Origin of the sequence: Paraburkholderia sp. MM5477-R1, assembly GCF_050436385.1 — a bacterium.
Taxonomy (GTDB): domain Bacteria; phylum Pseudomonadota; class Gammaproteobacteria; order Burkholderiales; family Burkholderiaceae; genus Paraburkholderia; species Paraburkholderia tuberum.
The window spans coordinates 548,303-567,479 of the sequence record NZ_JBNDMC010000006.1; the positions used below are offsets into that span (position 1 = coordinate 548,303).

General features: G+C 66.2%; 18 protein-coding genes. 12 read left to right on the forward strand and 6 right to left on the reverse strand.

Annotation, left to right across the window (positions count from 1 at the left end; all coding sequences use genetic code 11):
- The first annotated feature begins 26 nt into the window (after nucleotides 1–26).
- From OKW35_RS20895 to OKW35_RS20945, 11 genes are all read left to right on the forward strand, one after another.
- Nucleotides 27–569, forward strand: a complete 543-nt coding sequence (locus OKW35_RS20895) for an A24 family peptidase (RefSeq protein ID WP_429553036.1) — start codon at nucleotides 27–29, stop codon at nucleotides 567–569.
- Between the two features lie 36 nt (nucleotides 570–605).
- Nucleotides 606–1,430: a Flp pilus assembly protein CpaB gene (gene cpaB / locus OKW35_RS20900; RefSeq protein WP_429553037.1), complete on the forward strand. Its 825-nt coding sequence runs from the start codon at nucleotides 606–608 to the stop codon at nucleotides 1,428–1,430.
- Nucleotides 1,431–1,542: 112 nt separating this feature from the next.
- Nucleotides 1,543–3,456 carry a type II and III secretion system protein family protein gene (locus OKW35_RS20905; RefSeq protein WP_429553038.1) on the forward strand — a complete coding sequence of 638 codons (1,914 nt, stop codon included), beginning with the start codon at nucleotides 1,543–1,545 and terminating at the stop codon, nucleotides 3,454–3,456.
- A 21-nt stretch (nucleotides 3,457–3,477) separates the two neighbouring features.
- Nucleotides 3,478–3,792: a hypothetical protein gene (locus tag OKW35_RS20910; protein WP_429352937.1), complete on the forward strand. Its 315-nt coding sequence runs from the start codon at nucleotides 3,478–3,480 to the stop codon at nucleotides 3,790–3,792.
- A gap of 68 nt (nucleotides 3,793–3,860) precedes the next feature.
- Complete coding sequence (locus tag OKW35_RS20915; RefSeq protein ID WP_429553039.1) at nucleotides 3,861–5,072, forward strand: AAA family ATPase; 1,212 nt, start codon at nucleotides 3,861–3,863, stop codon at nucleotides 5,070–5,072.
- 39 nt (nucleotides 5,073–5,111) lie between these two features.
- On the forward strand, nucleotides 5,112–6,473 hold the full coding sequence (locus OKW35_RS20920; protein WP_184024443.1) for a CpaF family protein: 1,362 nt from the start codon (nucleotides 5,112–5,114) through the stop codon (nucleotides 6,471–6,473).
- A 52-nt stretch (nucleotides 6,474–6,525) separates the two neighbouring features.
- Nucleotides 6,526–7,503 carry a type II secretion system F family protein gene (locus tag OKW35_RS20925; RefSeq protein WP_184061572.1) on the forward strand — a complete coding sequence of 326 codons (978 nt, stop codon included), beginning with the start codon at nucleotides 6,526–6,528 and terminating at the stop codon, nucleotides 7,501–7,503.
- A gap of 28 nt (nucleotides 7,504–7,531) precedes the next feature.
- Entirely contained in the window at nucleotides 7,532–8,500 is a 969-nt protein-coding gene (locus OKW35_RS20930) for a type II secretion system F family protein (protein ID WP_184061573.1), read from the forward strand.
- Between the two features lie 52 nt (nucleotides 8,501–8,552).
- Nucleotides 8,553–9,005, forward strand: coding sequence for a TadE/TadG family type IV pilus assembly protein (locus OKW35_RS20935; RefSeq protein ID WP_429553040.1), 453 nt, complete (start codon nucleotides 8,553–8,555; stop codon nucleotides 9,003–9,005).
- Nucleotides 9,002–9,496, forward strand: coding sequence for a TadE/TadG family type IV pilus assembly protein (locus OKW35_RS20940; protein ID WP_429553041.1), 495 nt, complete (start codon nucleotides 9,002–9,004; stop codon nucleotides 9,494–9,496). Before OKW35_RS20935 ends, OKW35_RS20940 begins: the two co-directional genes overlap by 4 nt.
- 51 nt (nucleotides 9,497–9,547) lie before the next feature.
- Nucleotides 9,548–10,867, forward strand: a complete 1,320-nt coding sequence (locus OKW35_RS20945) for a pilus assembly protein TadG-related protein (RefSeq protein ID WP_429553042.1) — start codon at nucleotides 9,548–9,550, stop codon at nucleotides 10,865–10,867.
- Between the two features lie 15 nt (nucleotides 10,868–10,882).
- Here OKW35_RS20945 and OKW35_RS20950 read toward each other — a convergent pair whose 3' ends face one another.
- The 6 genes from OKW35_RS20950 to OKW35_RS20975 all read right to left on the reverse strand — a co-directional run bounded on the left by OKW35_RS20950 (nucleotide 10,883) and on the right by OKW35_RS20975 (nucleotide 17,159).
- Nucleotides 10,883–11,527, reverse strand: a complete 645-nt coding sequence (locus tag OKW35_RS20950) for a trimeric intracellular cation channel family protein (RefSeq protein WP_184061577.1) — start codon at nucleotides 11,525–11,527, stop codon at nucleotides 10,883–10,885.
- A complete protein-coding gene (locus OKW35_RS20955) occupies nucleotides 11,524–12,792 on the reverse strand; it encodes a M20 family metallopeptidase (protein WP_429493023.1) in 1,269 nt (422 codons plus the stop codon). The genes OKW35_RS20950 and OKW35_RS20955 overlap by 4 nt, the downstream gene beginning before the upstream one ends.
- 60 nt (nucleotides 12,793–12,852) lie before the next feature.
- A complete protein-coding gene (locus tag OKW35_RS20960; RefSeq protein ID WP_187610620.1) occupies nucleotides 12,853–13,308 on the reverse strand; it encodes a MarR family winged helix-turn-helix transcriptional regulator in 456 nt (151 codons plus the stop codon).
- Nucleotides 13,309–13,416: 108 nt separating this feature from the next.
- Nucleotides 13,417–14,751: an MFS transporter gene (locus OKW35_RS20965; protein ID WP_429553817.1), complete on the reverse strand. Its 1,335-nt coding sequence runs from the start codon at nucleotides 14,749–14,751 to the stop codon at nucleotides 13,417–13,419.
- 57 nt (nucleotides 14,752–14,808) lie between these two features.
- Complete coding sequence (locus tag OKW35_RS20970; RefSeq protein WP_429553043.1) at nucleotides 14,809–16,293, reverse strand: amidase; 1,485 nt, start codon at nucleotides 16,291–16,293, stop codon at nucleotides 14,809–14,811.
- A gap of 170 nt (nucleotides 16,294–16,463) precedes the next feature.
- Nucleotides 16,464–17,159 (reverse strand): GntR family transcriptional regulator, encoded by a 696-nt coding sequence (locus tag OKW35_RS20975; protein WP_184061580.1) that lies wholly within the window; start codon nucleotides 17,157–17,159, stop codon nucleotides 16,464–16,466.
- Nucleotides 17,160–17,471: 312 nt separating this feature from the next.
- On the opposite strand from OKW35_RS20975, the gene OKW35_RS20980 reads away from it, so the two are divergent.
- Complete coding sequence (locus OKW35_RS20980; RefSeq protein ID WP_184061581.1) at nucleotides 17,472–19,025, forward strand: hypothetical protein; 1,554 nt, start codon at nucleotides 17,472–17,474, stop codon at nucleotides 19,023–19,025.
- The last annotated feature ends 152 nt before the right edge of the window (nucleotides 19,026–19,177 follow it).

The window sequence follows — 19,177 nt, forward strand, 5'->3', positions numbered from 1 at the left end:
GCTCAATCATCCTTGACGAGGTCATCATGACGCTGCCACCTCTGCCGCCACATCCTGTACCGCTGTGCGTGATCGTGCTGGTGATCGTGGCCGCGAGCACGGACATGAGCGCGCGGCGCATTCCGAATCGCCTGATCTCACTCGGACTCGCCGTCGCGCTTGCCGTGCAGATGTCGATTCACGGGCCGCTCGCCGGCGCGCTCGACTGGTTGATCGGCGCGGCGTGCGGCCTCGCTTTGCTGTTGCCGTTCTATCTGCTGGGCGGCATGGCCGCCGGCGACGTGAAGCTGCTGATGATGATCGGCGCGTGGGTCGGCCCCGCGCTGACATGGCGGATCGCGGTTGCCACTTTTCTGCTCGGCGGGATCTGGTCTCTGCTGATCGTGCTGTGTCGCGGCCGCTTCGCGCGCGTGCTCGCGAATCTGCGGCAACTGCTCGGCAGCCTCGTCGTCGCGCCGCTCGGACAGCCAAACCTGATCGATGCGCGGTCCGGATCGGTCGGGTCGATTCCCTACGGTGTCGCGATCGCGGCCGGAACCCTCGGAATGCTGTTCGCGGCCGCGCTATAGCCGGACGTTTCCACTGAACGATGCGGGAGTGTTGCCATGAAAAACAGTCGGGCTTTAGTGATGCTGACGGTCGCCGTGCTGGCGGGCCTCGCGGCCGTGAGTTTCGCGTCGCGCTGGCTGCTGCAGACGTCGTCGGGCGCGGTGACGTCGGTCGCGGTGGCGTCGTCGGAAATCAGCCTCGGCCAGCCGCTGAACCAGAACCTGATCCACCTGGTCAGTTGGCCGACTTCGAGCGTGCCGCCCGGTGCGTTCGCCGACGGCAAGGCGCTTGAAGGACGCGTGCTGCTGACGAGTCTCGCGCCCGGCGAGCCGGTGCTCGAATCGAAGCTCGCGCCGCAGGGCACGAAAGGTGGCTTGTCAGCCGTGATTGGTGAAGGCAATCGCGCGATCACCGTGCGCGTGAACGACGTGGTCGGCGTCGCGGGCTTCGCGCTGCCGGGCAACTACGTCGACGTGATCGTCAATACGCAGCAGACGAACAAGACCGACACGCCGCAAAGCATCTCGAAGATCGTGCTCGAAAAGATCCTCGTGCTGGCAGTCGCGCAGCAGGTCAGCCGCGACGACACCGCGCCGAAAGTGGTCAACGCGGTGACGCTCGAGGTGACGCCCGAGCAGGCCGAGAAGCTCGACCTCGCGCGCAGCGTCGGCACGCTGTCGCTGGTGCTGCGCAATCAGGTGGACAAGCAGACCCCGAGCACCGGCGGCGCGACCAAGCTGACCTTGCTCGACGTGCCGGCTTCGGCGCCGGCGGCGCCCGATGTGCATCCGGTGCGCACGCACTATGCGGCGCGTCCGGCGCCCAGGCGCGATTGCGTCGGCGTGCTGTCGGGGGTGACGGGCAGCGTCGAATGTTTCTAGCGCGGTCGCGGCGCGCGGGTTTGCGCGAGTTCACGTCAGGCGCCGCGATCTGAATCAGAAGGCAATCAAAAGACGTCTCGGTTCACACCTATCGAGCGACGGGGGCAGCAACATGAAAACACAACATCGGTTCTCATCCGGTGGCGGCAGGCATTGCCGCTCGCTCGGCGGCACGGTGCTCGCCGCCGCACTTTGCGCCGGATTGACGGCCGCGCACGACAGCGCGGCGCAAACGATGGCCGCCGCGCACATGCCGCCGGGCTGGGGTGCGCAGACAGCGCCGCTGCCGGTCGGCCGGGGCGCCGTGCCGATGCTGGTCAGCAACACGCCGATGCCGACCGGCGCGACGAGCGGCAGGGTGGTCGCCCCCGCGCAGCTGACCGGGCCGAACTGCACCGGCGAGATTCGCGACGAATCGAGCGTGTCGGTGGCAGTCGGCAAGTCGATTCTGGTGCCGCTCGTCGAGGCCGCGCGCAACCGCACGCTCGGCAATCCGGTCGTCGCGCAGGCGACGCTCGTGTCGCAGCGCACGCTGTACGTGGTCGGCATGAGCGTCGGCACCACGAACATGATCGTGCAGGGCCGCAGCGGCGCATGCCAGATCATCGACGTGAGCGTCGGCGTCGATGCCGAAGGGCTGCAACGCACACTCGCGCAATTGCTGCCGAACGAGCGCGGCATTCGCGTGTCGAGCGCGGCCGCCAATCTCGTGCTCGCGGGCCGCGTGTCGAGCGGGCAGGCTGCGCAGCAGGCGATGAGCATCGCCGGCGCTTACGCGGGCGCGCAGCCCACCCAGCAAGACCAGGCGAGCACCGCGAGCTTTGGTAACGGCGGTACGATCTCGCAGCAAAGCTCGAGTGTTAGCAAGGGTTCCGAAGTCATCAACATGATGACGGTCGATTCGCCGCAGCAAGTGATGCTCGAAGTAAAGGTCGCCGAGGTGTCGAAGACGTTGCTCAATCAGTTGGGCGCGGCGGTCAACATCCAGGGCGGCTTCGGTTCGTGGACCGGTGCGCTCGTGAGCAGCCTGCTCGCCGGTGTCAGCAGTGGTATCGCGGTGAGCAAGGCGAACAACAGGCCGTTCAATATCGCCGTCGACGCGCAGAAGAGCGACAGCCTCGGCAAGATTCTCGCGGAGCCGAACCTCGTCACGCTGAGCGGCCAGGAGGCGTCGTTCCTCGCGGGCGGCCGGGTCTTCATTCCGGTGCCGCAAAGCAACGGCTCGGGCGGCTCGACGATCACGCTGCAGGAAGAAGAGTTCGGCGTCGGCCTCAAATTCACGCCGACCGTGCTCGCGGGCGGCCGCGTGAATCTGAAGGTCGCGCCGGAAGTATCGGAACTGTCGCCGACCGGCGTCACCGTGTCGGCGAGCGGCACGAGCAACACCACGGTGCTGCCGCTGATCACGACGCGGCGCGCGTCGACGACGGTGCAGATGAACGACGGCGAGAGCTTCGCGATCGGCGGGTTGATCCAGAACAACATCACCGGCTCGCTGAAGGCGTTGCCCGGCATCGGCGAAGTGCCGGTGCTCGGTGCGCTGTTTCGCAGCACGTCGTTCCAGCAGGATCGCACGGAGCTGATCTTCATCGTCACCGTGCATCTGGTGAAGCCGCTGCCGGCGGGCGACTATCCGCTGCCGACCGATAGCTTCACCGGTGTATCCGACGGCACGGTCTACGCGACCGGCAACATGGAAGGCCGCCGGCCCGCAGCGCAGGCAGCGGGCGCCGCGAACCCGAATGCGCCACAGATGCCCGCGCAACCGCAAACGCAACCCGCGTTGCCCGCACCGGTTCCGACGCCGGCACCGACCGAAGGCTCGGCCGCGCCCGCCGCGCTGCTGCCGCCCGACACCCAGGCGGACCGGCCGGCACCGTCGGCGGCGGTGCCGCCACCGGACAAGACGACCGCAACGGCAGCGTCGGCAGCGCAAGCGCACACCAACGCCGAACCCGCACTCGCCAAAGCCGACGCCATGAGCCCAGGCAACCCGACGATCAAGGGCGCACAGCCCAACCCGTAACGCGCCGCGAAGGAGACTCTCATGAAATCCGAACATCTTCTGATCACGCGCCGCGCGGCGTTGCTGCTGATGCTGTGCGCCACGCTGGGCGGCTCGTTGAGCGGCTGCATGTCGAGCTCGCCGATCTGGGACGCACACGTCGGCGACGCCGTGCGCACCGTGACGCAGATGCAGATCATCGATCCGCATGCGGGCGAGCACACGCCATCCACACCGGGCGTCGACGGCAAGGCCGCGGTCGCCGCGCAGCAGCAGTACGACAAGTCGTTCCAGACGCCGGTCACGACGTTCAATCCGTTCGTGATGGGTATCGGCAGCAGCGGCGGCAGTCAGTGATGGCGAACGCGGCGCATGGGGCGGACGCGCCGTCCGCCGGTTAATTCGACAGCTCGGTTGGGAACATCATGATCAACATCCTGGCTCTCTCTGAAGACGGCGCACGGCTCGCGCAGATCGCGCATCTGAGCGGCGAAGCCGGCGACTACCGGATCACGCGCGCGATGGGCACGCCGTCGCTGCTCGGCGAACGCGGCGACACGCTCGACGCGTTCGACGTGCTGATCGTCGACGCCGCGTCGCTGAAGGACGCAGAGCTCGCGGTGGTGGAGCGCCTGCATCGCGAGCATGGGCGGCTCACCTGCATCCTGCTGATTCCCGACGCATCGCCGCAGACGCTGATCGCCGCGATGCGCGCGGGCTTTCGCGACGTGCTGAACTGGCCGCTCGATTCGCGCCAGTTCGGCGACGCGCTGCAGCGCGCGCAGGCGCAGAGCCTGCAAGGCGGCACGCGCGATACGCGGATTCTGTCGTTCGTGTCGTGCAAGGGCGGCGCCGGCACCAGCTTCATCGCCGCGAACGTCGCGCATGCGATCGCGACTCTGCCGCAGAAAAAGCGCGTTTTGCTAATCGATCTGAACCAGCAGTTCGCGGATGCCGCGTTTCTGGTCTCCGACCAGACGCCGCCGTCGACGCTGCCGCAAATCTGCGCGCAGATCGAACGCATGGATGCCGCGTTCTTCGACACGAGCCTCGTGCACGTGAGCGACAGCTTCCATATTCTCGCCGGCGCGGGCGACCCGGTGAAGGCGGCCGAGGTCAAGGAAGACCGTCTCGAGTGGCTGCTCGGCGTCGCCGCGCCGCATTACGACTTCGTGCTGTTCGATCTCGGCCAGACGCTGAACCAGCTGTCGATGCTCGCGCTCGATCGCAGCGACCAGATTCATCTCGTGCTGCAGGCGAGCATGCCGCACGTGCGGGCCGGCCGCCGGCTGCAGGAGATTCTCTGCTCGCTCGGCTATGCGCAGGAGCAGATGCGGCTGATCCTGAACCGCTATACACGGCACGGCGAGCGGCCGCGCGCGGCGCTCGAATCCGTGCTCGGCATGAGCGCGTATCAGGTGATCCCCGAGGATGCCGAAACGGTGACCGATGCGATGAACCTGGGACTGCCGGTGTCGAAGACCGCGCGCGGCAGCGGGGTTGCGCGCAGCCTGCAGGCGCTCGCCGAAAACATCGCGGCACGCGCGACCAAACCGGGGCGTTCGCGCGCGAAGGGCGAGTCGCTGTTCGGGCGGCTGCTGGGCCGCCAGCCGTCGCCGAAACTCGAAACGCTTTAACCGTGCTCCAACGCTACACGATCAGAACAGGGGAACGTCATGTCGCTTCGTGAGCAGATTTCCGCGCAACGCGTGCAGCCGCTGGGCGAACGCCAGGACCCGGCGGGCGCCGGCATGTTGCGCGGCGCCTACCAGAAACTGAAACGCGAGATTCATCAGGCGGTGCTCGAACGCGTCGAGCTCGAACGGCTGTCGCGCCTGCCGCCCGAGCAGGTCCGCCAGGAGATCGCGACGCTGATCGGGCGCATTCTCGAAGATCAGAAGGCGCCCGCCAACGATCTCGAACGCCGGCAACTCGTCGGCGACGTGCACGACGAAATGTTCGGCTTCGGTCCGCTCGAAGTGCTGCTGCGCGACCCGACCGTGTCCGACATTCTGGTGAATACGCATCGTCATACGTACGTCGAGCGCCGTGGCCGTCTCGAAGCGACCGACGTGACCTTCTACGACGACGCGCATCTGATGAAGGTCATCGAGAAGATCGTCTCCGGCGTCGGCCGCCATATCGACGAATCGAGCCCGATGGTCGACGCGCGCTTGCCGGACGGCTCGCGCGTGAACGCGATCATCCGGCCCTGTGCGATCGACGGTCCGTTGCTGTCGATCCGCCGTTTCGCCGCCAATCCGTTGCAGGTTGCCGACCTGGTCGAATTGCAGAGCCTGACGCCGCCGATGGCCGAAGTGCTCGACGCGCTCGCGCGCGCGAAGGTGAACATCCTCGTGTCGGGCGGCACGGGCAGCGGCAAGACCACGCTGCTGAACGTGCTGTCGGGCTTCATTCCGGGCGACGAGCGCATCGTCACGATCGAGGACGCGGCCGAGCTGCAACTGCGCCAGCAACACGTGCTGCGGCTGGAGACGCGTTCGCCGAACATCGAGGGACGCGGCGAGATTACACAACGCACGCTGGTGCGCAACGCGCTGCGGATGCGGCCCGACCGCATCATTCTCGGCGAGGTGCGCGGCGCCGAAGCGCTCGACATGCTGAACGCGATGAACACCGGCCACGAAGGCTCGCTGTCAACGATTCACGCGAACACACCGCGCGATGCGCTGACGCGCCTCGAAAACATGATGACGCTCGGCGGCCTGTCGCTGCCGACGCGCACGATGCGCCAGCAGATTTCGTCGGCGATTTCGGTGGTCGTGCAAGCCACGCGTCTGACCGATGGCCGCCGCAAGATCGTCAGCATTTCGGAGCTGACCGGCATGGAGGGCGACATGATCAACATGCAGGAGATCTTCGTGTTCCGTCGCTCCGGCGTCGATACGAAGGGCAACGTGCGCGGCCATTTCTGCGCGACCGGCGTGCGGCCCCAATTCGCCGAGCGCTTGCAGGCATTCGGCGTGGCGCCCTCGGAGCAGGTCTACGATCCGGCGCGTCGCTTCGAAACGACATGACGGGTATGGACAACGCGCACCAACCGCTCGCCCGGTGTTTCAGGAGACTTGCATGAGCCCGATTTTCTACGCGTCGATCATTCTGCTGTTCGCGGCCGTGGCGCTCGCGACGGGCGGCGTCTACGAGTATTGGAACAGCCGGCACGGCCCGGTCGCGCGCCGCGTCGATTCGCGGATTCGCGCGCTATCCGCCGGCGGCGCGTTGAGCAGGCAGCGTCTTTCGATTCTGAAGACGCGCACGATGGCCGACTCGGCGGTGCTCACGCGGCTGCTGCTGCGCATTCCGCGCGTGCACGCGCTCGATCTGTTTCTGCAGCAGTCGGGGCTATCGTGGTCGGTCGGGCGACTCGTCGGCACCTGCGCGGTGTTGCCGCCGTTCGTGCTGATGGCGGGCGCGAGCCTCGCGATGCCATGGGTCTTCACCGCGGGCGCCGCGGCGCTGTCCGCATTGCTGCCGCTCGCCTACGTGCAGCGGCGGCGCAACCGGCGCATCCGTCAACTCGAACGGCAACTGCCGGACGTTTGCGACATGCTGTCTCGCGCGTTGCGTTCGGGCCATGCGTTCACCAGCGCGATCGATATGGTCGGCACCGAGTTCGCCGAGCCGATGAGCGGTGAGTTCCGCATCGTGTTCGACGAGATCAACTACGGCGTGTCGATCAGCGAGGCGCTGACGAATCTCGCGACGCGCGTGCCGATTCGCGATCTGCGCTACTTCGTGATCGCCGTCGTGATCCAGCGCGAGACGGGCGGCAATCTCGCCGAAGTGCTCGACGGCATCACCGCGCTGATCCGCGACCGCTTCAAGCTATTCGACAAGGTTCGCGTGCTCGCCGCCGAAGGCAAGATGTCCGCGTGGGTGCTCGGCCTGCTGCCGTTCGGCGTCGGCGCCGCGATGATGGCGATCAACCCCGGGTTCCTGAACGTTCTGTGGCAGGACCAGGCGGGCGTCAAGATGATCGCGGTGGCGAGCGTCGCCATGCTGTTCGGCATTCTGTGGATGCGGCACATCGTGAAGATTCGCGTCTGAGCGGGCGAGAGCTCATCGGAGAAGGACCATGCAAACACTGAACATCACGCAGATTCTGTTGCTTGCCGGCGTATTCGCGATCGTTTTCGCGGCCGCGTTCGGCGCGATGCATCTAAGCACGCCGCGCGACATGAGCCGCCGTATCGAGCAGGCGGGCGGCGCGAATGCCGTCCCGGCGCCGGAGCAACTCGCCGCCGCCGCGCAGACGCCGTGGTACGAAAAGCTCGTCGAGATTTCGCAGCCGATCTCGAAGCTGTCGGTGCCGAAGGACGGCTGGGAGCAATCCGCACTGCGCCTGCAATTGATGAACGCCGGCTGGCGCTCGGCCAACGCCGCGCCGATCTATCTGGCCGCGAAGACCGCGCTCGCGCTGACGTTGCCGCTCGTGGCGATGCTCGCGCTGTACGGCTCGTCGTTCGCGAATTCGCTGCTCGAACGCGCGATCGTGCTGGTCGTGCTGGCCGCACTCGGCTACTACCTGCCCAACGTCGTGCTGTCGCGCCGCATCGCAGCGCGCAAGCGCGGCATCGTCGAGGACTTTCCCGATGCGCTCGATCTGCTGACCGTGTGTGTCGAAGCGGGTCTGGGCCTCGATGCGTCGCTGATGAAAGTCGGCGAGGAAATCCGCCTTCGCAGCGCGGTGGTCGCGAGCGAGCTCGAACTGATGCTGCTCGAAATGCGTTCAGGTTTCTCGAAGGAAAAGGCGCTGCGCAATTTTTCGCTGCGCACCGGTGTGGAAGACATCGACTCGTTCAGCGCGATGCTGATCCAGGCCGAGCGCTTCGGCACCAGCATCGGCGCGTCGCTGCGTGTGCTGTCCGATACGCTGCGCACGCGCCGCCGGATGCGCGCCGAGGAGCGGGCCGCGAAGATCGCGCTGAAGTTGCTGTTTCCGTTGATGTTCTGCATTTTTCCGGCGCTGCTCGTCGTGCTGATGGGGCCCGCGATGATTCATATCTATCGCGATCTGCTGCCGAGCATGGCGGGTGGTGCATGACCACGCACTTCGTCGCGGGTGGACCGACATGTGGAACGAACGGAGGGAGCCGGTGAAACGCACAAAACAACGTGGCGCGGCAGCGGTCGAACTCGCGCTCGTGCTGCCGCTGCTGCTTGCGCTGATCTTCGGCATCGTGCAGTTCGGCTGGCTGATCAACAACTATCTGGTACTGACCAACGCGGCCTCGCTCGGCGCACATCAGCTCGCGGCGGAGCGCGGTTACGCATCGCCATACTCCGACGCGACTGCCGCGATTCATTCGCAGACCGGTGCGCTGAACGGCACGTTGACGATTTCGATGAGCGTCGGCGGCACGTCCTGCACGAGCGATAGCGCGTGCGTCAGCGCACTGGGGTCGAGCACGTCGGCGCCGGCTGCGGGTACGCAGGCGAAGGTGCAGCTCGGTTATACGTTCGCGCCGCTCTTCGGCGGCACGCTCGATAACCTCAAAGGCATCATGCCCCGCAGCTTGAGCGCCACCATGTCGGAGGTCGTGCAATGAGTGCAGCCATTCGTCCGAAGCGGAGAACGACACCGCCAATCGGTCACAAGCAACAGAAGGGCGTCGCCGCGGTCGAGTTTGCGCTGGTCGCGCCGCTGCTGCTGCTGGTGCTGCTCGGCATCGCGCAGTTCGGCTGGCTGCTCGGCAACTACGTGATGGTCGTCAATGCGGCCTCGTCGGGCGCGCGCTATTTCGCGTCGCAACGCGGCACCAGCACGCCGTACTCGGCGACGCAAGGTCAGGTAAGCACCTCGGCGGCGCTTCTGAATACGTCGAATCTGTCGATCGCGACGTCGGTGAACGGCGTCGCGTGCAGCAGCGATTCGAGCTGCGCCGCCGATCTGACCAGCGCCGGCGGCACGAGCGCGGTCGGCACGGCGACCGTGACCGTCACCTACACGTTCGCGCCGCTGTTCAAGGGCAGCCTGTCGGGTCTGTACGCGATGATGCCGACCGCGCTCAATGCGAGCGCGGTGGAGCGGGTGCAATGACGACGCATGAATAACAAAAGCGGTGGGACCGTTTGGGAGGGGCGTGAAATCATGAAAACGACATACCGTAGTTCGCGTGGCTCGCGTCGGCGTCAGCGCGGCGCCGTTTCCGTTCTCGTGGCGGTATCGATGGTCGCGCTATTGGGCTTTGTCGCAATCAGCGTCGACTTCGGCTACCTGGCGTATAGCCAGCGGCGCCTGCAAAGCGCAACCGATGCCGCGGCGCTGTCGGGCGCGGTCGACCTTTGGACGCAATCGTGGACCACCGCGGCAAGCGACGCGCAGGCGTTCACGGCGGGGTACAACAACAGGCTGCCTGCCGCCGTCGTGCCCGCCAGCGCGACGATCACCGGTCTCACGTTGTCGAGCGTCACATTGCCATATAAGCAGGCGACCTCGGGCTATAACGGCATCCAGGTCACGCAAACGGCGACCGTGCCGCTCTATTTCGCGCGCGTGTTCGGCAAGAGTTCGCAGACCATTTCCGCGACCTCGCGAGCCGGGGCGGGCGGCGGCGCGGAGCCCGCGCTCTACAACGTGATGATCGTGCTCGACGCCACGAAATCGATGGCCACGACGACGGACAGCAACTGCAAGAACTCGAAAGGCGTCGCGCAGACGCGGCTGGCGTGCGCTCAGGCGGGCGCGTTGACGCTGCTGGCAGGCTTGACCAATGCGGGAGACAACGTCGGCTTGATGGCGTTTCCGCCGCAAACGTCGTCCACCTATAACTTCACGTGCTCCGGCAAGGCGCCGACCATCGCGGGCAGCTATTCGGCGTCGGGCGCGACTTACCAGGTTTCGTCGCTGAACACCGGCTATCTCGGCAGCAACGGTTCGGTCAGCACGAGCTCGGGTATCGTGCAGGCGCTGGGCGGCGGCAGTTGCGGCGGCATGTCGGCGCCGGGTGGCCTCGGCACGTTCTATGCGCAGGCGCTTACGGCTGCGCAATCGGCGCTCGTCGCGAAGTCGTCGACGCAGAGTCCGGCTGGGCAGAACGTGATCATTCTGTTGAGCGACGGTGTTGCGTCGTCGTCGACGAGTCAACTCGGCAGCACGTACGGCAGCACTTATGGAAGCGAGTGCCAGGCCGCCATCAATGCGGCGTCGACGATCAAAACCAGCACCGGCATGTTGATCTATACCGTCGCGTATCTGGGCGGGGAGGCCGCGTCGGCGCCGAGCTGCGGCGACGGTAACGACAAGCTCACCGCGTGCAATACGATGCAGTCGATCGCGTCCGGTCCGTCGTATTTCTACTCGGACACCTGCTCGAATGCGGCAGGCGGCACCAATAGCCTCAATACGTTGTTCAGCCAGATCGCGTACAGCCTGACCAAGCCGCGGCTGATTCCGCAAACCGCGAGCTGAAGCGCGAAGGGCTCGTTATGAGTTGTCGCGTGTCCCGGCCGTGCGTCTGCCTTGGAAGATCGGCAGCCGCCAGCCATAGCGCAGCGACGCGAGCCGCGCCAACACGCAAGCCGATGTCGCGAACCACGGCGTCCACCAGTCCGTCCAGCCCGCGTACGAAAAACCGACTTGCACCGCCGCGCCTAACAGCGCGGCCGACGCATAGATCTCGCGTTCGAGAATCGCGGGTACGCGCGAGAGCACGACGTCGCGCATCACGCCGCCACCGACCGCGCTGACGATGCCGAGCAGAATCGCGAGTTCGGCATTGTGGCCATACGTGAGCGCTTTCTGCGCGCCCGACACCGCGAACAGACCGAGCCCGATCGCATCGAAGAACAGCACCGGCTGACGCAGCCGGCGCACCTGCGGATACGCGAGAATCGTCACGGCCGACGCGGCGAGCGCGGTCGCCAGATAGCGCCAGTTCGACAGCCCCGCAGGCGGGATCGCGCCGATGCACAGGTCGCGCACGATGCCGCCGCCGCACGCGACCATGAAGGCGATCACGACGATGCCGAGCAGGTCGAGCCGTCGTTGACGCGCGGCCACCGCGCCGCTGATCGCGAATACGAAGGTGCCGATCAGGTCGAGAATGGTGTAGACGGCGTGTGAGTTCACTGAGTGGTTTCGTGTTGATCGAGCCAGGCACCGGCCGCGCACAGCATGGCTTCGAGGCCCGTGCGCAGGGTCGGGTCGAGCACAGGCGCGAATTTCGGCGAGTGATTGCTCGGAATTTCGTTGAGTTTTTTCGCGGCGCGCGCCTGGCGGAACACTTCGGGCTCGGTGCCGCCGACGAACCAGAACGAGTACGGCACGTTCCATTCGCGGCCGAACACGCTGAAGTCTTCGCTTGCGGCGGCCGGCGGCGATTCGTACGCGCGCTCGCCGAACTGCGCCTCGAACGCGTTGCGCACACGCTCGGTCGTGACCGCGTCGTTGATCGTCAGCGGGTAGCTCGATAGTGTCGTGAATTCTGGCTCGCGCGGCGCGTTCGACGCCACGCATTCGGCGCAGCAGATGCGGCGGATCGCGCCGAGCATGTACTCGCGCACGTCATCGTCGTAAGTGCGCATGTTGAGCTTCAGCGTCGCGTCGTCGGGGATGATGTTCTCTTTCGTGCCGGCTTGCAGCGAACCGATGGTCAGCACGGCGCTGTCGCTCGGCGCGATTTCGCGCGACACGATGGTTTGCAGACGCAAGGTCGTCGACGCTGCCATGATCACGGGATCGATCGACGTCTGCGGCTGCGAGCCGTGCGCGCCGCGCCCGAACAGCTTGATCTTGATGCTGTCGCCGGCCGACAGGATCGTGCCGCTGCGATAGCCGACCGAGCCCGCCGCGCCGACCATCACGTGCTGGCCGAGAATCACGTCGGGCTTCGGAAAGCGCGTGGTCATGCCGTCGTCGAGCATGCTGCGCGCGCCGCGGCCGACTTCCTCACCGGGCTGGAACACGGCCATCAGCGTGCCGCGCCATGCGTCGCGATGCCCTGCCATCAGACGCGCGACGCCGAGCAGCCATGTGACGTGCATGTCGTGGCCGCACGAATGCGCGACGCCGACTTCGAGCCCGTCTTCGTCTTTCGCCCTCACCGTGCTCGCATAGGGCAGGCCGGTCGCTTCGGCCATCGGCAGCGCGTCCATGTCGGCGCGCAGCATCACGGTGGGACCGTCGCCGTTGCGCAGCAACGCAACGACGCCCGTCACGCCGACGTTGCGCGTCACCTCGTAACCGAGCTTTTCCACGTAGTCCGCGACGATGCCCGCGGTGCGCACCTCCTGCATCGACAGTTCGGGGTGCGCGTGCAGGTCTTTGTAGATCGCTTCGAGTTCAGGCAGCAGCGCGTCGATCGCGCTCGACATCGTTTCGATCAGCTTCGACATGGAGGGCTCCTTGTTGCCATGAACGCCAGGGAAGGAAGGCGGCGGAATGCGGACCGTCTGTCAGGATCGCGCAGGCGGCGCGCTTGCGGACTCGCTTTCGAGCAGGCTGTGCGAAAGCTTGCCAAGCAGACGTTCGAGCGTTTTGCGTTCGTTCGCGCTGAGCGCCTTCGCCAGCTCGACCTCGAGTTCGGTGCCCACCGCTTCGGACGCCTGCGCAACTTCGAGGCCGTGCGCCGTGGCACGCAACGCGATACTGCGGCGGTCCGACGCATGCATGTTGCGCGTGATCAGGCCGCGCGTTTCAAGCTCGGCGAGGACTTTGGAAAGCAGCGTTTTTTCGATCAGCGCGCGCTGTGAAACGGATTTGGGCGTGATGTCGGGCTCCGCGCAGACGAGGCGCAGCACGCGCAACGCACGCACGTCGAGATCCCAGCGCTCGCGGTAGACCAGGTTCGCGCGGTTGATCAGCAACGCGCTGGTCAGATCGAGCCTGAAAGTCAGGAAGTCCGAATACAAGAATTTGCTCCGCTGTCCGTGTCATACGCAGTGCAGGCATTATAGGCAAGTAGTTGAAATTTTCAAATACTTGCGTGGACGCCGCCCTGGTGCGAGACAGGTGAAGTGTTAGCGAGCGTCGCGCCCGGAGCCGGATTGGGCCACGCGGGCGGCGACACCCATCGGTTCGATCAAAGCACTTGAATCGGTCTGCTCGCCGCTGAGCGAATCGAGGCTGATGCCGTTGGTCTCGGGCAGAATCCACGCGGTGACGATCACGCACAGATAACCGACGCCCGCGACCAGCGGAATCGCGGAGTCGAGCGCCATATGACCGGTGCTGAGCCAGCCCACGCCAAGCGGGAACAGCGAGCCGATGACGCGCCCCATGTTGTAGGCCACGCCGTAGCCGGTCGCGCGAATTTCGTTCGGGTAGCTCTCCGAGATCGTCGCGGCGATGCCCGAGAACGTTCCCTGCATCAGCACGCCGAGCAGAAAGCCGAGCACGAGCATCGCGCCGTTCGACGCGGGAATCGCCATATAGGCGAGCGCCATGGAAAACGCGCCCGCCGCGAACACGATATACGTGAGGCGTCGGCCGATGCGGTCCGACGAATACGCACCGAGCACGTAGCCCACGAACGAGCCGAGGATCATGATCGCGAGATAGGCGCTCGTGCCGAAGATCGACAGGCCGCGTTCGAGCTTCAGATAGGTCGGCATCCACGTCGCGATCGCATAGTAGCTGCCGAGCATGCCGCCCGACAGCAGACTGCACAGGATCGTCTTGCCGGCGAGCGGCCGCGCGCAGACACGGCGTAGTCCTTCCAAGGCGGCGGGCGAGTGCTGTTTTCCGAGCGCGTGCGAGAACGCTTCGGGCTCCTTCAGATCGCGCCGAAGATACACAACCAGCAGCGCCGGCACGATGCCGATAAAAAAGCAGCCGCGCCACGCCCACTCCGCCGGCAGCCACGAAAACAGCACGCTATAGACGATCGCCGCGGCGGCCCAGCCAAACGAATAACTGCTCGCCGCGAAGCCGGAGAATTTGCCGCGATGCGCGGGATTCCTGATGATCTCGGTCACGAGCACCATGCATAGCGACGATTCGCCACCGAAGCCGAGCCCCTGCAGCATGCGAAACAGCGCGAGCTGTAGTGGCGAGTTGGCGAAGCCGCACGCGAAGCACGCGAGCGCGAATAGCACGATGGTCCAGCGCAGAATGCGCACGCGCCCGAAGCGGTCGGCGAGCAGGCCCGCGCCGATCGCACCGACGAGCGACGCGATCAGCGTGTAGGTGACGATGCTGCCCGCGATGGCCTTGTTCATGTGCCAGGTCGCGGCGAGCACGGGAATCAGGAACGAGTAGATCATGAAGTCGTACACATCGACGGCATGACCCATGAACGCGCCCGCAAAGGCTTTCTTCTCGTTCTTCGACAGCGATTCGAACCAGACCATGATGGAGGACTCCGGGCGAGGATGAGGTGGCGGCTGGCGCCTCGAGAATGCGAGTGGGTGTTATAGCGGTGGCGCGACGAACGACAGTCCCGCCTGCTCGAGCAGCGCGGCCACCCGCAGCGAACGCAGGTCGTGATAGAGCGGCGCGACGATCTGCACGCCGATCGGCAGGCCGTCCGCGGTCGTGCCGGCGCGGGCCACGGTCGATGGCAGGCCGCACAGACCCGAGTGGCCGGCCCAGAACAGCTGGGTCGTCATCGGCTGCGGGCGGCCGTTGACGTCGAGCGTGCGCTGCCACGGCGCCCCGGTTTCGTCGAGCGTGAAGGCGGCGGTCGCGGCGGCGGGGCACAGCAGCACGTCGATCGTGCCGAACAGCTCGCGCCATGCTTCGCAAAACGCGTCGCGCTGCTTTTGCAGCAGCAGCCAGTCGCGGTGACGCAACGCGGTGCCCGCGTATTGCAAGGCGGCGTACGACGACGCGTCGGCGGGCACGGCGGCGCTTGCTGTGAGCGCGGCGGCGAAGGCGTCGTCGTCGAGATAGTGCGAGGTCGACGCGCGCAGCAGCAGCACGTAGGCGCGCATCAGTTGCGCGGCGTCGAGCGCGGGGCGCGCGTCCCAGACCACCGTCGCACCGGCGTCTTCGAGCTGCCGGCCAAGACGCGTGAGGCACGCCTCTACCGGGCCGTCGACGTCGGCGAGCGGATGATTGGTCAGTACGCCAAAGCGGAATTCACGCAGGTCCGTGCGCTCGCAGGGTGGCAGTGCGAGCCGCTGCGCGCTCGCGGCTTCGCCGGCCGGACCGGCGATCGCGCCGAGCACGAGTTCGAGGTCGCGCGCCGAGCGCGCGAGCGGACCCGCGACGTTGATGTCGGGCTGCGCCATGCCGCCGCCGATGCCATGGCCTTTCAGCGACACGATGCCATGCGTGGTCTTGTGCGAGAAGACGCCGCAGAAATGCGCGGGGTTGCGGATCGATGAGCCGACATCCGAGCCGACGTCGAAGAATGACATGCCCGCGCAGACGGCCGCCGCGCTGCCACCCGACGAACCGCCCGGCGTGCGGGACGGATCGCGCGGATTGCGGGTCGTGCCGTAGAGGTCGTTATAGCTTTGCCAGTCGCGCAGATAGATCGGCACGTTGGTCTTGCCGAGCAGCACCGCGCCCGCGTCGAGCAGGCGTTGCACGACGTCCGCATGGGCGCTCGCGATGTTCTCGCGATGCGCGGGGTCGCCAAGGGTCGTCGGCCAGCCGCGGACGTCGAAAGACTCCTTGATCGTAAACGGAATGCCGTGCAAGGGGCCGCGCAGCCGCCCCCCGCGCCGTTCCTCGTCGCGTGCTTCGGCGGTGGCGTAGGCGGCGTCGAAATCGGATACGACGACCGCGTTCAGCAGGCCGTTGTCGGCCTCGAATGCGGCTTCGCACGCGGCGACGAGCGAGACGGCGTCGATCTCGCCGGCGCGCATGTCGTGCGCGGCCTGCTGGACAGTGGCGTAACGGTAGCGCGCCGCCTGACTGGCGGCGGGTGGGGAGGAGCTTGGTGTCATGAAAGGCCTGAGAGGGCGATTGATGGGCGGTATGTTGTATACCGTCTATCGCCAAATTCAGCCTGTCAAGTGGCTTGCAGCGTAGTCGACGAAATTATCGGGTGGCGTAAAGCGAGCGCGGTGGCGTGTGCCGCGCCTCGCTTCCTATGCCGCGCGTTTCAAAGGCCGTTTCAACGCGCATTGTTCGCCAGATAGTGCTGGGCGGCGCGCATCACATGCCGCTCGGCGAGCAGCGCCGACAGCGTCGCATCGCCCGACTGCACCGCGCGCAGGATCGCGGCGTGTTCGTCCCAGGTCTGGCGGACTTCCGCATCGCTCGCGTTCGTGAACAGCATGCGCGTGCGGTCGCGCAACGAGCGCATCAGGTCGCTCAGAATCGTATTGGCCCCGGCCGCGTAGAGCAGGTCGTGAAAACGCGCGTTGAGTTCGAGCAGGCCGGCCGTCTCGCCGGCGTCGACTTTTGCCTTGCCTTCAGCGAGCACCTGTTCGATCTGGCCGACCAGTTCGGGCGTTCGATGTTCGGCGGCGAGCCGGGCGTTGAGTCCCTCGAGCGTCGCGCGGATCTGGATCATTTCGCGTGCCGCCGACGGCTGCAGCGACGCGACCACCGCGCCGTGCCGCGGCCGCACTTCGACGAGGCCTTCCGAGGCGAGCGCGCGCAGCGCTTCGCGTACCGGCACGCGCGAGACGTCGAGCTCCTGGGCGATGCGTCCTTCGACCAGCCGCTCGCCGGGCGCGTACGTGCCCGAGACGATTGCTTCGCGCAGCCGCGCGGTGACGAGATGCGACAGCTGCTGATGCATGATCGGCGCGCTCGATTGCCCCTGTGCGCCGCTTGCCGCGGTCGTGTCCGCTTCAGTGTTCATAAGGATCTCCAACCTGTGTTGCTGATGGCGTGTGATGCAGGCGATTTTACCTCAGTGCACGTCACGAATACTGTAGACCTTATACGGAAATAGCCGGCTCGGCCTTGTCTGGCGGGGCATTGAAGCACGCGCCGCGCTTCCTCGTGGCTGCTGCCGCTCGATTCTCCTGCTTTGAAATGTCGCGACGAATGCGGGTAAACCTCAAGCAAGCAGCCGTTGATCCTGTTTTATTTAGTACATAGTATACCAAGCGGTTATCTCAAATCAGCCGCATCCACCCGCGCTCGCAGGTCCGCGCAGTCAGGAGAAGCAATGGAATCTCACGTCGTTCTAACGTCGGCGCACTGGGTTTATCTGTGTGGTGTCGTCTCTATCATCGCGACGCTGGTGTTTCGCGCCAATGTCGTCGCGCCCGCGATTCTCGCGACCTTCGCCACCGTCTACGCGTTTTCCGGCCAGGTGTCGACCGCGATCGAAGCGGTGTTCTTCGCGCCGCTTACGGCGGCGCGCGAGCTGTTCAATATCTTCCTCGTGATTTCGCTGATGACCGCGTTGCTCAACGCGCTGAAACGGATCAACGCGGATGTGCGCATGGTCCAGCCGTTTCGCGCGGTCATGGTCAACGGGCACGTCGGCTTCTTCGTGCTCGGCTTCGTGAGCTACGTGTTGTCGCTGTTCTTCTGGCCGACGCCGGCCGTGCCGTTGATCGCCGGCATTCTGCTGCCGGCCGCGATTTACGCGGGCGTGCCGCCGCTGGGCGCGGCGTTGTGCATCGGCATCGCGGGACTCGGTACGGCCTTGTCGTCGGATTACGTGATCAAGGTCGCGCCGGGCATCAGCGCGAAAGCGGCCGCGGTCGCGATGCCGGACGTTGCCGACAAGGCGCTGCTGCTGTCGCTGATCACGGGCGGCATCGCGTTCCTGATCGCCTATCTGCGTATCCGCAAGCAGATCCAGGCGCCCGATGCGCGCCATCTCGAACGCTGGGAAGCGACCCAGGTCACGGCGAATGCCGTTGTCACGCCGGCGGCCGGCACGAGTCGCGCGCGCATCCGGCGCGGCAAACCGCAGCATGCGTCGGTCGGCGACGGCGGCCAGGTCAGCGGCGCGAGCGGCTCGCGGGCGTTGTTGTCGTCGCGCGACCTGTTGACGCCGTGGCAGGAGCGCTGGTCCCGCTGCTTCGCGATCGTGATCCCCGTCGCCTTTCTCGCGATCGTCGCTTACATGGTGTTGCCGCATCTGATCCCCGGCTTCAAGGGCGCGAGCGGTGCAGCGGCCGCGGCGCTCGTCGGCGGCGTCTCCGCGTTGCTGATGGTGGCGGTAGCCGCTGCGCGCGACTATCGCGCGATCTGCCGCAGCACGGCCGAGCACGTCACCGAGGGCTTCGTGTTTTCGTTTCGCGCGATGAGCTCGGTGCTGCCGATTGCGGGCTTCTTCTTCATCGGCGTGGCCGGCACTGCGGCGCCGATCCTCGGCTTGCCCGCCGGTACCCATGCCCCCGGCCTGCTTGCCGATCTCGTGAAAGCGGGCGAGGTCTACATTCCGCACAACGCGTTCTTCGTCTCGTACGGCATTCTGCTGGCCGGCATGGTGACGGGCATCGACGGCTCGGGCTTCGCCGGTTTGCCGTTGACCGGCGCGCTGGCGGGCGCGCTCGGCCGCACGGTGGGCTTCGACGTGTCGACCCTCGCGGCGATCGGCCAGATGGGTTCGGTGTGGACCGGCAAGACGCTGACCGCATGGTCGGCGCTCGCGGCGGTGGCGAGCTTCGCGCGTGTGCCGGTGTTGCAGGCGGTGCGCAATCTGTTGCTGCCGGTGGTGTGCGGCCTGGTGGTGTCGACGTTGGTGGCGATTCTGATCTGGTGATGGGGGGCGGGACGCGCGTGTCGTCCGCGCGGTTTTTGCCGGGCCTTGCGCGTTGGTTTGCCGATGCGCAAGGCCTTGGCGGTTTGATCGTCGGCGCGCTTTGCCCGCGAGTTGCGGCCTACGTCTTACGCCTCGCAACGACAAGCAAAAAC

Coding starts and splice junctions, on each gene's coding strand:
- cpaB (WP_429553037.1), top strand. CDS start 606: ATGAAAAACAGTCGGGCTTTAGTGATGCTGACGGTCGCCGTGCTGGCG.
- OKW35_RS20895 (WP_429553036.1), top strand. CDS start 27: ATGACGCTGCCACCTCTGCCGCCACATCCTGTACCGCTGTGCGTGATC.
- OKW35_RS20940 (WP_429553041.1), top strand. CDS start 9,002: ATGAGTGCAGCCATTCGTCCGAAGCGGAGAACGACACCGCCAATCGGT.
- OKW35_RS20905 (WP_429553038.1), top strand. CDS start 1,543: ATGAAAACACAACATCGGTTCTCATCCGGTGGCGGCAGGCATTGCCGC.
- OKW35_RS20915 (WP_429553039.1), top strand. CDS start 3,861: ATGATCAACATCCTGGCTCTCTCTGAAGACGGCGCACGGCTCGCGCAG.
- OKW35_RS20930 (WP_184061573.1), top strand. CDS start 7,532: ATGCAAACACTGAACATCACGCAGATTCTGTTGCTTGCCGGCGTATTC.
- OKW35_RS20910 (WP_429352937.1), top strand. CDS start 3,478: ATGAAATCCGAACATCTTCTGATCACGCGCCGCGCGGCGTTGCTGCTG.
- OKW35_RS20980 (WP_184061581.1), top strand. CDS start 17,472: ATGGAATCTCACGTCGTTCTAACGTCGGCGCACTGGGTTTATCTGTGT.
- OKW35_RS20970 (WP_429553043.1), bottom strand. CDS start 16,293: ATGACACCAAGCTCCTCCCCACCCGCCGCCAGTCAGGCGGCGCGCTAC.
- OKW35_RS20955 (WP_429493023.1), bottom strand. CDS start 12,792: ATGTCGAAGCTGATCGAAACGATGTCGAGCGCGATCGACGCGCTGCTG.
- OKW35_RS20925 (WP_184061572.1), top strand. CDS start 6,526: ATGAGCCCGATTTTCTACGCGTCGATCATTCTGCTGTTCGCGGCCGTG.
- OKW35_RS20975 (WP_184061580.1), bottom strand. CDS start 17,159: ATGAACACTGAAGCGGACACGACCGCGGCAAGCGGCGCACAGGGGCAA.
- OKW35_RS20920 (WP_184024443.1), top strand. CDS start 5,112: ATGTCGCTTCGTGAGCAGATTTCCGCGCAACGCGTGCAGCCGCTGGGC.
- OKW35_RS20945 (WP_429553042.1), top strand. CDS start 9,548: ATGAAAACGACATACCGTAGTTCGCGTGGCTCGCGTCGGCGTCAGCGC.